Source organism: Nonomuraea glycinis (assembly GCF_035920485.1).
Classification (GTDB): domain Bacteria; phylum Actinomycetota; class Actinomycetes; order Streptosporangiales; family Streptosporangiaceae; genus Nonomuraea; species Nonomuraea glycinis.
Window position 1 is genome coordinate 2,845,401 of sequence record NZ_CP109166.1, and the last position, 14,368, is coordinate 2,859,768.

The window sequence follows — 14,368 nt, forward strand, 5'->3', positions numbered from 1 at the left end:
GGCTAGGTGGTGGCCAGGGCCTCGGTCGGGGAGAGGCGGGAGGCTCTGACGGCCGGGTAGAGGCCGGCGAGGGCGCCGATCAGGAGGGTCGCCGCCAGGCCGGCCGCCGTGGCCTCGGTGGGGATCACCGCCTGCCAGCCCTTGGCGTAGGCGTAGGCGAGAGTGACGGCGGCGCCGATGAGCACGCCGCCCGCGCCGCCCATCGCCGACAGCAGCAGCGACTCGGCGAGGAACTGCGTGCGGATCTGACCCCGGGTGGCGCCGAGCGATCGGCGCAGGCCGATCTCCGAGCGCCGTTCCAGCACCGAGATGACCATGGTGTTGGCCACCCCGACGCCGCCCACGATCAGCGCGACCGCGCCGACGCCGAGCAGCAGCGCGGTGAACGCCTGGTCGGTGGCCTGCTTGGCGGCGAGCGCGTCCGAGGGGCGGGACACGTCGACCTCGTTGGGGGCCTCCGGGTTCGCGGTGCCGGGCAGCACGTCGCGGACGGCGTCCATCCGGCGCTCGTCGGCGCGGGTGAACAGGGTGGTGGGGTGGCCGTCGAAGTCCAGCAACCGCTCCGCCACCGGCCAGCCGACCATCGCCCCGGTGTCGAGGTCGGTGGCCAGCGCCACCGGGGCGAGGATGCCGACGACGGTGAACCGCTCGCCGCCGATCACCACCTGGGTGTCGGGGCCCGCCGCCGGCACGCCGAGCCGTTCGGCGGCGGTCGAGCCGAGGACCACCGCCGGGTAGGTCTGGGTGGTTTCGGTCAGCCAGGTGCCGCTGCGCACGGTCGCGCCCACGGAGTCGAGCAGGTCGAGGCGGGCGGCGTAGGTGGAGATACCGCCGGTCTGGGCCCGGGGGACCTGCTCGGAGCGGTAGACCTTGGCGTCCTTGAGGTACGCGGCGGCCGAGACGGACTCCACCGGGCCGATCCGCTCGATCATCGCCTCGGCGTCCACCGGCATCTTCGCCTCCTCGCCGGCGATCGTCTGACCGGCGGAGACGGTGAGCAGGTTGGTGCCCAGCGCGGACAGTTGCCGGTCGAGCTCGGCGCCCGAGGAGGAGGAGATGCCCACCACGCCGATCATCGCCGCGATGCCGATGGCGATGCCGAGCGCCGACAGGAAGGCGCGCATCGGGCGGGTGCGCAGGCCCACGGCGCCCACCCGCAGCACGTCGCGGGCGCTCATCCGGGGCGGCGACAACCTGGGCCGGCCCTCGTGGTCGACGGACGCCATCATGCCGCCCCGAACCGGGCGCGCTCATGGGCAGAGGGCCGCCCCGACACCGCGACACCGCCGACCGCCGAGTCCGCTTTGCCGCCGACCGCCGTGTCCGCGACCTTTCCGCCCGTCGCCGTGTCCGCGACCTTTCCACCCGTCGCCGTGTCCGCGACCTTTCCACCCGTCGCCGTGTCCGCGACCTTTCCACCCGTCGCCGTGTCCGCGACGATGCGCCCGTCGCGCATCGACACCTGCCTGGGCAGGCCGGCGGCGATCTCGCGGTCGTGGGTGATGATCAGCACGGTGGTGCCCGAGGCGTGCAGGTCGTACAGCAGGTCCATCACCCCCGCGCCCGAGACCGAGTCCAGGGCCCCGGTCGGCTCGTCGGCCAGCAGCAGCGGCGGGTCGCCGGACACCGCCCTGGCGATGGCGACGCGCTGCCGCTCACCCCCGGACAGCTCGTGCGGCTCGTGGTCGATCCGGTGCCCGAGCCCGACCCGTTCCAGCGCGAGCCGGGCCCGGCGGCGCCGCTCGGCCAGGCCGAGGCCGGTGTACAGCAGGCCGTCGGCCACGTTGTCCAGCGCCGGGACGTTCGCAGCCAGGTGGAACTGCTGGAAGACGAACCCGATCCGGGTCCCCCGCAGCGCGGAGAGCTGGTTGTCCGACAGGGCCGAGATGTCGTAGCCGTCGATGCGCACGGTCCCCGACGTGGGGCGGTCCAGCGTGCCGATGGTGTTGAGCATCGTGGACTTGCCCGAGCCGGACGGGCCGACGATGGCGGCCAGCTCGCCCCGCGCGATCTCCAGCGTGACCGACGCCAGCGCGGTGACGCCGCCGGGGTAGGTCTTGCTCACCTGTGACAACGCGATCATGGTCATTTCACGGTCCCCACGGTCATGCCCTCGGCCAGGCCCTCGCCGCTGATCTCGACCCGGCCACCGGAGAACAGCCCGGCCTCCACCGCGACGTACCGGGTGGTGGCGCCCTCGACGACCTCGACGCCGAAGCCGCCCTCGCGCAGCGCCACGAGGGAGACGATCGGCACGGTCAGCACGTTCTCGCGCCTGGCCGCGGTGAAGGTCACGTCCACCGCGGCCTGGTCCAGGCCGGCGGTCGCCTTGCGCGCCTTGGCGCTGATGGCGACGAGCGCCTCGACCTTGGTGTCCGGCTCCTGATCGCCCTCCCCCGGCTCGATGACCGTCGCCACTTCGGTGATCTTGCCGGTCACGTCCCTGCCGTCGGGCAGGGTGACGGACACCCGCGCCCCCGGCTTGGCCAGCCGCTGGTCCTCCGCGTCCAGCCGTACGGTGACGACCTTGGCGGTGCCGGTGTGGGAGAGCACCTTCTGGCCGGGCGCGGCGGGCTGGCCGACCTGGGTGTCCAGGGTGTCCACGCGCACCTTGCCGTCGGCGAACACGACCCGGCCGAGCTCGACGACGCCGGTCTCCGGCAGCCCCCGGTCGTCCTGCCACTCCTTGACCGCCTCGGCCGTGGCCCAGGTGTACTCGTCGTCCACGGTGAAGCCGGTGTAGCCGAGCTTGCGGAGGTTGCGTTCCAGGGCGCGCACGTCCCGGCCCTCCGTGCCGGTCCTCAGGTCCCGGTACGCGGGCGTCCCGCCGTACATGAGCACCACCGGATCGTTGTCGATCTTGTAGAGCGGTTTGCCGCGGGTGATCTGGTCGCCGCTGGCCGGCAGCCAGGTGACGGTGCCGGGCTTGCGGCTGACCGCCGTGGTCGCGGGGCCGTAGCCGAGCTCTCCGTCCGCGTCCAGCGTGTCCTCCAGGGTCTCCTTGGCGATCCGCGTGGTGGCGGGGGGCAGTGCGGCGGCGGCGCTCGGCTGGGCGCCGCCCGTCAGCAGTCCCGTGTTGCCGGCCGCCACGAGTGCCGCACCGGCCACGACCACCACGGCGAGCAGCGCGACGATCCTCCCCTTGCGCTTACGGCGGCCGGAGACCTCGTCCAAGGAGGCCATCAAGACCCGCCGAGGTCGAACTGGCACTTCTTCTGGGCCGCCGGGAAGTCGGGGTCGTCGGCGACCTTCTTGTCCAGGCGCATGGTGTTGCCCTCGGGGTCGGGGAACTCCGCCACGCCGTTGTCCCGCATGCACTTGGCGAGGGTGCGCATCCGCTCGCCGTCGCGGGCGCCGCCAGGCCCGTCACCCCCCGACGGCTTCCACTCCTTGCACGCCTGCTGGGCCTTGTCCATGGTCGCCTCGGAGCCCGGGCCCATCGTCATCTTGATGCCCTGGCCGGCCTTCGGGTCGGGCACGTCGACGCCGTTCTCGCGCATGCACTGGGCCCACTTGAGGGTCCGCTCCTCCCTGCCTAGGCTCGGCGCGGCGGAGCTGCCGGAGGTCGGCGTAACATCGCCGGCCGACGCCACGTCGGCGCCTCCGGTCGCGCCCGAGCCGCATCCGGCCAGGGCCAGCGCCAGCAGAGCGGTCACGCCGAGGATTCGTCCTCGCATCGGTGTTCTCCTCGTCCAGCGGCCGGTTCTGCCCCGGCCGTCCGGACAGATGCAAGCGAAGCGCCGGTTTCCCCACCGTTTCCACACGTGCTAACAGCGAGCAAACAGGACGTACGCCACCATCGGCCCTAGATCAAGGAAGGGCGGGGGAATGCGGGTTCTGGTGGTCGAGGACGAGCCGGTGCTCGCCGACGCGATAGCCGAGTGGCTGCGCGAGGAGACGCACGCGGTGGACACCGCGAACGACGGCGGGGCGGCACTGGAACGGCTCTCGGTCAACGACTACGACGTGGTCATCCTGGACCGCGACCTGCCGATCGTGCACGGCGACGACGTCTGCCGGGAGCTGGTCGCTTCGGAGTCCACCGCGCGGGTGCTGATGCTCACCGCGGCCGGGGAGATCGGCGACCGGGTGACCGGGCTGTCGCTGGGCGCCGACGACTACCTCGCCAAGCCGTTCGCCTTCGCCGAGCTCGCCGCCCGCGTGCACGCCCTGGGCCGCCGCTGCCGGCCGGCCGCGCCGCCGGTGCTGCGGCGCGCCGGGCTCACGCTCGACCCGGCCCGCCGCGAGGTCTTCCGCGCAGAGCGGTACGTCCCGCTGTCGAAGAAGGAGTTCGCCGTGCTGGCCGAGCTGATGCGGGCGGAGGGGGCCGTGGTCTCCACCGAGCAACTGCTGGAGAAGGCGTGGGACGAGAACGCCGACCCCTTCACCGGCGTGGTCCGGCTCACCGTGCTCAAACTGCGGCGCAAGCTCGGCGAGCCGCCGGTCGTGCTGACCGTGCCGGGGTCGGGGTACCGCATCCCATGAACGTCACCCTGCGGGCCCGGCTCACCCTGCTCTACGGCGCCCTGTTCCTCGTCGCGGGACTGGTGCTCATCGGCGTCTCCTACCTGCTCTTCAACCAGGAGCTCTCCCGCCTCTTCGACGACAAGTACGGCCCCAAGCAGGTCTTCAAGCTGCACACCCCGGGCAACGTGCTCACCCTCGGCCAGGCGCAGCAGCTGATGGAGGACCAGCAGCGGCTGCTGGAGGAGCAGCAGCTGGATCTGCGCGCGGCGGCGGTCACCTCGCTGCTCGCCCAGGGGGCGGTCGCGGTGGTCGTGGTCGGCGGCGCGGCGATCGGCCTGGGCTGGATCATCTCCGGCCGGGTGCTCGCCCCCCTGCACAAGGTGACCGCCACGGCCCGGCGGATCGCCGCCGCGCCGATGGCCGAGCGCGGCCTGCACGAGCGGATCGCGCTGGCCGGGCGGCGGGACGAGGTCAAGGAGCTGGCGGACACCTTCGACACCATGGTCGAGCGGCTCGACCACTCCTTCGACGGGCAGCGCAGATTCGTCGCCAACGCCTCGCACGAGCTGCGCACACCGCTGACGCTCAACCGGGCGCTGGTCGAGCTGGCCATGCACCGGCGGACCGCCTCCCCGGACGTGAAAGAGCTCGGCGAGAGCCTGCTGGAGATCAACGCCAGGCACGAGCGGCTCATCTCCGGCCTGCTGCTCCTGGCCCGCGCCGAGCACGAGATCGCCGACCGGTCGCCGGTGGACCTGGCCGACGTGGTCTCCCATGTCGTCTCGCAGGTCGCGCCGGAGGCCGAGGCGGAGAAGGTCACCGTACGGGAGGAGGCGTTCCCCGCCCCCACCACCGGCGACGCGATGCTGCTCGAACGGCTGGTGCTGAACCTGGTCGAGAACGGCATCCGGCACAACCTCGGCGACGGCACCGGCTGGGTGCGCGTCACCTGCGGGACCGCGGGCGGGCAGGTCATGGTCACCGTCGCCAACACCGGCCCCGCCGTCCCGCCGTACGACGTCCCTGAGCTGTTCAAGCCGTTCCGGCGGCTCAACGCCGACCGGCTGGTGACCGGCAGGAGCGCGGGGCTGGGGCTGTCCATCGTCCGCTCGGTGGCGCAGGCGCACGGCGGCGACGTGGTCGCCCGCCCGCGCGACGACGGCGGCCTGGAGGTGACGGCCTACCTGCCCCACGCCACGCCCTGGACCCGCTCCGATCCATGACGGGTGGCACGCGGCCGGCTGGGAGCGTTGCACCGGCCCGGCGACGGTGCGCTGTTCCTCCGGATGACCGGCGTACGACCTCAGGCCGGGAGTGCCGCCCGCACCGCCGCTAGGCAGCGCTCCACCGCCGCGCGGGGGTCCAGAGCGTAGTGGCCGTCGCCGAAGAGCTCGAAGGTCAGGTGACCGGCGTATCCCCTGCGGTCCAGCGCGGCAAGGTAGCCGGCCAGCGGCAGCTCGCCGTCGCCCCAGGCCAGGTGCCCGGCGGGACGGCCGTCGATCAGATGCACGTGGCGGACGCGGTCGCCGAGCGCGTCGAAGTAGTCGTCCACGCCCTCGCCCGCCACGGCCATGCCCACGGTGTCGAGCACGGCGCCCAGGTTCGCCGCGCCCACCTCGTCGATCATCGTCGCGAGCGTACGGGAGTCGTTCACCAGATTGGACTCCACGCGCTGCAGCGGTTCGAGCACGCAGGTGACGCCGAGGGTGTCCGCGTAGCCGGCGATCTCGCCGACGGCGTCCACCGAGCGGCGCCAGGCCGCCTCCACCGGCTCGCACTCGAACCCGCGGCCCGGGGTCAGCAGGAGCAGCTCCGCCCCCAGTTCCGCGCAGAGCTCGGCCGCGCGCCGGAACATGGCGATGCTGCCCGCGCGCAGCCAGGTGACGGGCGAGGCCACGTTCACCGGATACATCACCTGCTCGGGGGTGAGACAGCGCACCCGGAGGCCGCGTGACTCCATCCGGCGGCGGACGGCCCGCGCCTCGGCGTCGCTCACCTGCGGGATGTGGAGGTGCGGCGCGATGCCCCACAGCTCCACGTGTTCCCGGCCCAGGCCGGCCGCGTCGTCGAGGAAGCGCTCGAACGGAAGGTGCTGGTAGGCGAAGTTGGCGGCGGTGATCCGCTGAAGGTCCATGAGAACTCCTGTCATCCGCCGATTCCGTCGGCGGTGCTCACTTGCCGATTCCATCAGCGAGGCCCTTGACGATATAGCGCTGGCCGAAGACGAACAGCAGCACCACCGGCACGGCCGCGATCACCATCCCGGCGAAGACGACCGGGAACTCGGTGCCGTGCTTGCTCATCAGGCTCGTCAGGCCGACCGGAAGCGTCTGCACCCCGCTGCCGCTGGTGAACACCATCGCGAAGAGGTACTCGTTCCAGGTGAAGAGGATCTGCAGCAGCACCGTCGAGGTGATGATCGGCTTGCACATCGGCAGGATGATCCGCCAGAACGCCGTCCAGCGGCCGGCCCCGTCCACCTCCGCGGCCTCGTCCACCTCGCGCGGCAGGTCGATCATGTAGGCGCGGATGAGGAAGGTGGTGAACGGGATCCGGAACGCCGTATAGAGGATGAGCAGCGCCCAGAAGCTGTTGTACAGCCCCATGGCCTGGAACATCTTCACCAGCGGCACGAGCGCGACGGTGGGCGCCAGCATGAGCCCGCCGAGGATCAGCGCCGTGATCGCCTTGTTGAGCGGAATGTCCACCCTGGTGAGGCCGTAGGCGGCCCAGGCGCTGACGAACACGGTGGCCACGGTGGAGGTCGCCGTGACGAGCACACTGGTGGTGAGGTAGTCGCCGACTCCCCGGTTCCACGCCTTCCGATAGTTGTCGAAACTCCAGTCGACCGGCAGTGCGAAGGGGTCGCTGAAGAGCTCGGCGTTGGTCTTGAACCCGTTGAGCACCATCCACAGCAGTGGATAGACGACGACCACCACGAGCCCGAGGAGGAAGGCCCACATGAACACGCGCGCGATCACGCCCATGAAGCTCAGGCGACTCACCATTCCACCCTTCTCCTGCGGGTGACCCACAGCTGCGCCATGGCGACGCCGAGCGTGATCACGAACAGCACCGTCGCGATCGCGGCGGCGTAACCGAAGTCGTTGCGGACGAACCCGCTGCGGTACAGCCATGTCCCCAGCACCTGCGTGGAGTTGTTGGGCCCGCCGCCGGTCATCACCATGACCTCGTTGAACACCTGGAAAGAGCCCGAGACCGTGACGATCGCCATCAGCCCGGTCATCTCCCTCACCAGGGGGACCGTCACGTGCACGAACCGGCCGACCGGCCCGACGCCGTCGATGGCCGCCGCCCCGTAGATCTCCGAAGGGATGCGCTGGATCGCGACGGCGAACAGCAGCGTCGAGTAGCCGAAGCCCTGCCACTGGCTCATCGCGATGATCGCCGGCATCGCGGTGCCCTCCTGGCCGAGCCATGCCGCCGCGAACTGGCCAAGCCCCGCCGCTTCGAGCAGGTGGTTGATCGGGCCGAGGTTGGGCTCGTACAGGAAGTAGAACAGCAGTCCCGCGACGGTCAGCGAGATCGCCGAGGGGATGAAGTAGATCACCCGGAGGCTGCGCCGCCACCCTTCGCCACGGATGCTCTCGATCAGCGCGGCGAGCAGGAGCGCGCCGAACACCTGGAAGGCGATCGAGATCACCGCGTACAGCAGGTTGTTGCCGAGGGACGACCAGAAGACCGGGTCGTCGAGGAGCTTGGCGTAGTTGTCGAACCCGATGTACTCCTGGCTGCCGCTGTAGATGTCCCATTCGAGGGTGCTGAACCCGAAGTTCTGCACGAGCGGCAGGTAGACGAACACCCCGACGAGCGCGAGGGCGGGAACGACCCACGCGAGCCCGAGCGATCTCGCGACGATGGCGCGCACGGCTCGCCTCCTACTTGGCCGACGCGGACGCCCGGCGCACGCTTTCGAGCACCTTCTCGGGCGTCATGCCACCGGTGATGAGGGCCTCGCCGCCGGCCAGCCACGCGTCGGCGACTTCGGGCACTGTCACGGTGTCGAGCCAGATGGCCAGGTTGGAGGCCTTGTTGACGAGCTCGATGCCCTCGTACACGGCCTTGCTGGAGGTCTCGGGCGTGACGGCGCCGACGACCGTGCTGGGCTGGCCGTACGGGGGCGCGGAGAGCGTCTTGGCGTTCTCGGCGTTCGTGGCGAACTTCATGAAGTCGATGGCGAGCGCGGCCCGCGGCGACTTGGCGTTGACCAGGTAGCCCTCGGGCGATCCTTCGAGCGCCTTGGGGTCGCCGGCGGCGGCTGCGGGGACGGGCAGCGGGAAGATGCCGAAGTTCTCGGGAGTGAGCCCCTTGCCCGCGGTGGCGTTGTCGAACTCCAGGATCTCCTGGTAGTACATGGCCGCCTTGCCGCTCGAGAACGCCTCCTGCGCCGAGGTGTAGAGGACTCCGTTGGTGCCGGTGCCCGTGTCGGTGCACTCGGTGACCACGGTCTTGAACTGCTTGAGCGCGGTGAGGTATCCGGGGTCGTCGAGCTTGGCGGTCGCGGGGTCGAAGTCGGCCCGCAAGGTCGTGGCAGGCACGTTGTAGGCGAAGAGCTGCTGCAGGTAGTGCAGGGCGGGCCAGCCGTCCTTGTTGCCGAAGGCGATGGGCTCGTAGCCCGCCTCGCGCAGGGTGGGGCAGCTGCGGACGAGCTCGTCGAAGGTGGCGGGCACCTTGACGCCGGCCTTGGCGAACGCGGCCTTGTTGTAGCCCATGAACTTGCCGTTGTTGTAGAGCGGGATCCCGTAGTACTTGCCGTCGAAGGAGAAGGCGTCGAGCGATGCCTTGCCGAAGGTGCGGCCCCACTCGGTGTCCGGGCCGATCACCTTGCTGAGGTCGGCCGCGCGTCCGCCGCGGACGTAGTTCTCCGCCCAGTTGCCGGTCCAGGTGAAGTAGATGTCGGGCAGGGCGTTCGAGGCGGTCAGGGTCTTGAGCTTGTCCTTGATGCTCTGGTCGGTCTCCTGGATGAGCTCGATCCGCACCTCGGGGTGCGCCTTCCGGTATTCGGCGGCCAGGTTCTCGAAGTAGGGGTCGAGGGGCTCGCCCGCGAACTTGGTGAGGATGCTCAGCGTTCCGGAGAACTCGGGCTGGGCCGCGATGTCGGCCGCCGGGGCCGACGCCGTCCCGCCGCCGCAGCCGGCCAGGGCGAGCACCGAGGTCCCGGCGAGTGCCGCGAACGTCGTCAGTGCGCGAGAGCGCATGGGGGCTTCCTTTCTCACAGAGGAAAGGGGACCGCCGGTGCTGTGGCACCTCAGATCCGCCGTAGGGGTGTCTCTGGTGTGGGCCGACTGTACAGACGTTCTGATACCGGTACCAGCCCCATGGTCAAGATCTTATTTTCTTGACCCTTCACCGGATCGGCAGTCTTGCAGCTCAGGGCCGTTAGAAAGACGTGCCGTGTTGACGCGGGCCTGCTGGCTGTGCCAGCGTGACCCCCGCGTGATACCGGTATCAGGTCGCGGAAGCGGCACCGGCCGCAAGCATTCGGTGAAAGGACGCGGACATGCTCGGATTCAACGAGCCGGAATTCCTCAAGCAGATGGCCAGCGCGGTGGCCCTGCGCCCGCAGATCGAGGAACTCGTCGATCGACTCGTGGGCGAGGGCTTCGACAACCTCCTGCTGGTGGGCGCCGGCGGCACTTACGCCCAGATGTGGCCGTACGAGCACCTCGCCCGGCGCGACTCGACCCTCGCCGTGCGGGCCGCCATCGCGGCGGAGCTGGTCGTGTCGGGTGACGCGTCCCTCGGGGAGCGCACTGTGGTGATCTTCACCTCCGTCTCGGGCACGACCGACGACAGCATCCGGGCCATCGAGTTCTGCAGGTCCAAGGGCGCCTACACGATCGGCTTCACCGGCTACCCCGACTCGCCGATCGCCCAGAAGGTCGACGTCGCACTCGTCTCCGAGCCGAAGACCTGGCCGTTCGACACGCAACTGCTGCTGTTCATGGGCAGGCTGCTGTCACGCAGGGGCGAGTGGGACGGCTACGAGGAGTTCGCCGCCGAGCTCACGGACCTCCCCCGCATCCTCGTCGAGGTGGCCGGGCAGGCCGAGCCGGTGGCCGCCGCCTTCGCAGAAGCGCACCGGGACACCGACTACCACTTCCTCATCGGCGGCGGGAACCTGTGGGGGTTCACCTACCTCTACTCGATGTGCATCCTCGAGGAGATGCAGTGGCTGCGCACCACCAGGGTGCACAGCGCCGAGTTCTTCCACGGCTCACTGGAGCTGCTCCAAGAGGACACCAGCGTGATCATCTTCCAGGGTGAGGACGAGACCCGTCCCCTCACCGACCGCGCGGAGTCCTTCGCCCGCCGCGTCTCCAAGGACGTCACCGTCTTCGACACGCGCGACTATCCCCTCGAAGGGATCAGCCCGCGCTTCCGCGGCCTGCTCGCCCCGCTCGTGCTCGACGTGGTGATGAGCCGCGTCAGCAAGCACCTGGAGAGGGTCCGCGACCACTCGCTCGACCTGCGCCGCTACTACCGCGTCATGGACTACTGACCCATCGCCCCCTCCCCGCCCGGAGGACCGCCCCGGGCGGGGCTCCCCATCTGCGCAGGAGATCGTGATGAGAGTCCTCGGCTTCGGCGACAACATCGTCGACCGGTTCGTCGACCGCGCCGTCGACTATCCGGGTGGCAACAGCGTGAACGTGGCCGTCTACGCGCGCCGCCTCGGCCTCGAAGCCGCCTACCTCGGCGTCTTCGGCGACGACGACCTGGGCGGCTTCCTGCGCGAGTCCATCGCCGCCCAGGGCGTCGCCGTCGGCCGGTGCGTCGTGCGGCCCGGCGAGAGCGGCGTCTCGCACCTGCGCGTCGACGACGGCGACCGCGTCTTCCTGGGCTGGAACGGCGGCGGTGTCACGGTACGCGAGCCGCTCGCGCTCGACGGCGAGTTGCTCGCCTACGTGTCGTCCTTCGACCTGGTGCACTCCAGCGTCTACTCCCGCAGCGAGAGCGAGCTGCCACGGCTGGCCGGGCTCGGCCCGCTGGTGAGCTTCGACCTGTCCAGCGAGGAGGAGTTCCGCACCTCCTCCTACCTCGACCGCGTCTGCCCGCACGCCGACCTGGTGCTGATGTCCTGCTCCCATCTCACCGAGGCGGACACCCGCACCCTGCTGGCCGACGTCGTACGGCGCGGCGCGCGGCTCGCGCTGGCCACCCGCGGCGTGCACGGCGCGATCGCCCACGACGGCCGCGTCACGGTCGGCGCCGGGGCCCGCCAGGTGCGCGACCCCGTCGACACGATGGGCTGCGGCGACGCCTTCCTCGCCGGGTTCGCCGTCTCGCTGCTACGCGGTGGCTGGACCAAGGGCGGCGCTCCGGCGCGGCACCTGATCGAGCGGGCCCTGCGCGACGGCGCGGCGGCGGCCTACGAGCAGTGCCTCGTCGAAGGCGCGTTCGGCCACGGGCGGCCTGTCATGGCTAGCATGTGGCCAGCCTCCGAACGTGAGAATTGAGGGACGCCATCCATGCCAGCTGACCGGAGTCAGGCGCCGGGGCCGCCGACGATCTCCGAAGTGGCCGCCGAGGCCGGAGTCGGGCGCGCCACCGCGGCCCGCACCCTCGGCGGTTACGGCTACGTCAGTCCCGAGCTGCGCGAGCGGGTGCTCTCAGCCGCCGAGAAGCTCGGCTACCGGGCGAACGCGCTGGCCCGCAGCATGTCCACCGGAGTGAGCCACACGCTCGGAGTGATCGTCGCCGACATCGGCAACCCCTTCTTCGCCGGTGTCGTACGGGGCATCTGCGACACTTCCCGGGCCCGGGGCTTCGACACGATCGTGCTGAGCACGTACGAGAACCTCGAAGAGGAGATCGCCGCCACCAACGTGCTCATCGACAAGCGCGTCGACGGCGTCATCATCGCCTCGGCCGCCGTCGGGCGGGGCGAGGTCGCGCACATCAAGGCGGCGATGGACCGGGTGCCCGTGGTGCTCGTCGACCGCGCGGTGGCCGCGCTTGACCTCGACACGGTGGTGATCGACAACCGGGACGCCGCCCGCGAGGCGGTGGAGATGCTCATCACGGCCGGTCACCGGCGCATCGGGTTCGTCTGGGGGCCGCCGGTGGCCAAGCCGCCCGCGACCCGGCGCGAGCTGCTGGCGCAGGCCTCCCGCAACCTGTGGACGGACGGGGAGCGGCTGCGCGGCTACCTCGACGCGCTCGACGACGCGCGCATCCCCTTCGACCCCGAGCTGGTGATGGTCGGCCGCAAGACCGAGGAGCGGGCCACCGCGGAGGTGGCCCGCATGCTCGCCGTCCCCGACCGGATCACCGCGGTGTTCTGCACCGAGACCGACGCGGTGACAGGAGCCCTGCGGGCCCTTCGGGCGGTGGGCCTGTCCTACCCGCGTGACATCGCGCTCATCGGGTTCGACGACAGCGCGTGGGCGGCGGTCATGGAGCCGCCCCTGACCATGATCGCCCAGCCCGTGCACGAGCTCGGCGCGAAGGCGGCGCAGGTGCTCCTCGACACGCTAGAGGGCGCGGAGCCCGGCCGCGAGACGCACACCCTGCGCTCGCGGCTCATCGTGCGCGCCTCGGTCTCCGCGCCGCCCGCCTCCTGAGCTCCTAGCCGGCGATCTCCGAGCCGAGCTCCTTGAGGAAGCCCTCGGCGGCCTGCGCCGGGGTCTGCCGCTCGAACAGCACGTCCTGTGTGTAGCGCTGCAGGATCTTCTGCGCGCCACCGCCACCGGGCGGCGGGGCGGTCGGCACCGAGCCGAGCTCGTCGGCGATGTCCTCGATGTAGGCCTGCGCGGCCTGCTCCGCGGGCGGCAGCTTGTCGGTGATCGCGGCCCGGACCTTGAGGTTGGGCTGCACGCCGCGGTCGGACAGGATGATGTCGCCGGCCTCGGTGGTGTTGGCGAGGAAGTTGACGAACTTCGCCGCCTCCACCGGGTGCTCGGTGCGCGAGGACACCGACCAGAACATCGATCCCTTGTAGTAGTTGCCGTTCTCCGTCGACTTGCCGGTCACGCTCGGCAGGCGCAGCAGCTTCATCTCCTTGCCGCTGGCCTTGCTGACCGCGTTGAGCTGGTTGCTCCACCAGTAGCCCATGGCGACCTTGTTGGTGGCCAGCATCGACTGGTCCAGCGGCGCGATCATGTCCTGCGTGGTCGCGTCGGCGCTCGGCAGCGCCTTGGCCTTCTGCAGGTCCAGCAGCTGCTGGTACCACGAGGTGACGGTGGGGGCGGTCACGCCGAGCTTGCCGTCGGGGGTGTAGAGGGCCTCGCCGTGCTGCCTGGCCCACACCGACAGGCCGGCCTCGTCGTTGCCGTACGCCTGGGAGCCGAACACGCCGCCGGACGACTTCTCGGTGATCTGCGCGGCGATCTTGGCGTACTCCTCCCACGTCCACTTGGTGTCGTCGGGCATCTTCACGCCCGCGGCCTCGAACAGGGACGGGTTGGCCAGGATCGAGTAGGCGTTGACGCCCGCGTTCAGGCCGTACAGCTTGCCTTCGACATCGCCCGCGCCCAGGGAGGCCGGCTCGAAGTCCGCCGTCTGCAGGTCCTTCTGGGTCTTCAGGTCCAGCAGGGCGCCTCGGTCGGCGTACTCGCGCAGGTAGCGCTCGTCCATCTGGATGATGTCCGGGGCGTCGTTGGCCGCGACGGTGGTGGCCAGCTTGTCCCAGTAGCCGTTCCACTCGCCGTACTCGCCCTTGACGACGATGTTCGGGTTGGCCTTCTGGAAGGCCTCGATCGCCTTCTGCGTCGCCTGGTGCCGGATGTCCGACCCCCACCAGGTGAAGCGGAGCTCGACCTTGCCGTCGGCGGCGCCGCCGCCTGATCCGCCGCACGCGGCGGTGGCCGCGAGAAGCAGTCCGGCCACCGCGAGCCGGGCTAGGGTTCCTGACCGCATCTGAGCACGTCCTTTCTTG

The 14,368-nt window shown here is 70.7% G+C and carries 14 protein-coding genes; 5 read left to right on the forward strand and 9 right to left on the reverse strand.

The window, feature by feature from the left end; genetic code table 11:
• Positions 1 to 2: 2 nt before the first annotated feature.
• From OHA68_RS13205 to OHA68_RS13220, 4 genes are read right to left on the reverse strand one after another with little or no spacing between them, the layout of a single operon-like run.
• The gene (locus tag OHA68_RS13205) at positions 3 to 1,229 is read right to left on the reverse strand and encodes an ABC transporter permease (protein ID WP_407674440.1); all 1,227 of its coding nucleotides are present in this window, start codon (positions 1,227 to 1,229) and stop codon (positions 3 to 5) included.
• Positions 1,226 to 2,089, reverse strand: a complete 864-nt coding sequence (locus OHA68_RS13210) for an ABC transporter ATP-binding protein (protein WP_327107909.1) — start codon at positions 2,087 to 2,089, stop codon at positions 1,226 to 1,228. The genes OHA68_RS13205 and OHA68_RS13210 overlap by 4 nt, the downstream gene beginning before the upstream one ends.
• Positions 2,086 to 3,183, reverse strand: coding sequence for a peptidoglycan-binding protein (locus OHA68_RS13215; RefSeq protein ID WP_327107910.1), 1,098 nt, complete (start codon positions 3,181 to 3,183; stop codon positions 2,086 to 2,088). The genes OHA68_RS13210 and OHA68_RS13215 overlap by 4 nt, the downstream gene beginning before the upstream one ends.
• The gene (locus OHA68_RS13220; protein ID WP_327107911.1) at positions 3,183 to 3,677 is read right to left on the reverse strand and encodes a hypothetical protein; all 495 of its coding nucleotides are present in this window, start codon (positions 3,675 to 3,677) and stop codon (positions 3,183 to 3,185) included. The genes OHA68_RS13215 and OHA68_RS13220 overlap by 1 nt, the downstream gene beginning before the upstream one ends.
• A gap of 151 nt (positions 3,678 to 3,828) precedes the next feature.
• Between OHA68_RS13220 and OHA68_RS13225 the strand changes: the two genes are divergently transcribed.
• Together OHA68_RS13225 and OHA68_RS13230 are read left to right on the forward strand one after the other, a co-directional pair.
• On the forward strand, positions 3,829 to 4,485 hold the full coding sequence (locus tag OHA68_RS13225) for a response regulator transcription factor (protein ID WP_327107912.1): 657 nt from the start codon (positions 3,829 to 3,831) through the stop codon (positions 4,483 to 4,485).
• A complete protein-coding gene (locus OHA68_RS13230; RefSeq protein WP_327107913.1) occupies positions 4,482 to 5,690 on the forward strand; it encodes a sensor histidine kinase in 1,209 nt (402 codons plus the stop codon). Before OHA68_RS13225 ends, OHA68_RS13230 begins: the two co-directional genes overlap by 4 nt.
• A gap of 80 nt (positions 5,691 to 5,770) precedes the next feature.
• Here the strand turns inward: OHA68_RS13230 and OHA68_RS13235 are convergent, their stop codons facing one another.
• The 4 genes from OHA68_RS13235 to OHA68_RS13250 are packed head-to-tail and all read right to left on the reverse strand — an operon-like array spanning position 5,771 to position 9,686.
• Entirely contained in the window at positions 5,771 to 6,601 is an 831-nt protein-coding gene (locus OHA68_RS13235) for a sugar phosphate isomerase/epimerase family protein (protein ID WP_327107914.1), read from the reverse strand.
• Between the two features lie 37 nt (positions 6,602 to 6,638).
• Positions 6,639 to 7,475, reverse strand: coding sequence for a carbohydrate ABC transporter permease (locus tag OHA68_RS13240; protein ID WP_189137578.1), 837 nt, complete (start codon positions 7,473 to 7,475; stop codon positions 6,639 to 6,641).
• On the reverse strand, positions 7,469 to 8,356 hold the full coding sequence (locus tag OHA68_RS13245) for a carbohydrate ABC transporter permease (protein ID WP_189137577.1): 888 nt from the start codon (positions 8,354 to 8,356) through the stop codon (positions 7,469 to 7,471). The genes OHA68_RS13240 and OHA68_RS13245 overlap by 7 nt, the downstream gene beginning before the upstream one ends.
• Positions 8,357 to 8,366: 10 nt before the next feature.
• Positions 8,367 to 9,686, reverse strand: a complete 1,320-nt coding sequence (locus OHA68_RS13250; RefSeq protein ID WP_189137576.1) for an ABC transporter substrate-binding protein — start codon at positions 9,684 to 9,686, stop codon at positions 8,367 to 8,369.
• A 302-nt stretch (positions 9,687 to 9,988) separates the two neighbouring features.
• On the opposite strand from OHA68_RS13250, the gene OHA68_RS13255 reads away from it, so the two are divergent.
• The 3 genes from OHA68_RS13255 (at position 9,989) to OHA68_RS13265 (ending at position 13,055) form a co-directional block, all read left to right on the forward strand.
• Entirely contained in the window at positions 9,989 to 10,990 is a 1,002-nt protein-coding gene (locus OHA68_RS13255) for an SIS domain-containing protein (protein WP_327107915.1), read from the forward strand.
• 67 nt (positions 10,991 to 11,057) lie between these two features.
• Complete coding sequence (locus tag OHA68_RS13260) at positions 11,058 to 11,948, forward strand: PfkB family carbohydrate kinase (protein ID WP_327107916.1); 891 nt, start codon at positions 11,058 to 11,060, stop codon at positions 11,946 to 11,948.
• A gap of 12 nt (positions 11,949 to 11,960) precedes the next feature.
• The gene (locus tag OHA68_RS13265) at positions 11,961 to 13,055 is read left to right on the forward strand and encodes a LacI family DNA-binding transcriptional regulator (RefSeq protein ID WP_327107917.1); all 1,095 of its coding nucleotides are present in this window, start codon (positions 11,961 to 11,963) and stop codon (positions 13,053 to 13,055) included.
• A 4-nt stretch (positions 13,056 to 13,059) separates the two neighbouring features.
• Here OHA68_RS13265 and OHA68_RS13270 read toward each other — a convergent pair whose 3' ends face one another.
• Positions 13,060 to 14,349 carry an ABC transporter substrate-binding protein gene (locus OHA68_RS13270; protein WP_327107918.1) on the reverse strand — a complete coding sequence of 430 codons (1,290 nt, stop codon included), beginning with the start codon at positions 14,347 to 14,349 and terminating at the stop codon, positions 13,060 to 13,062.
• Positions 14,350 to 14,368: the final 19 nt, after the last annotated feature.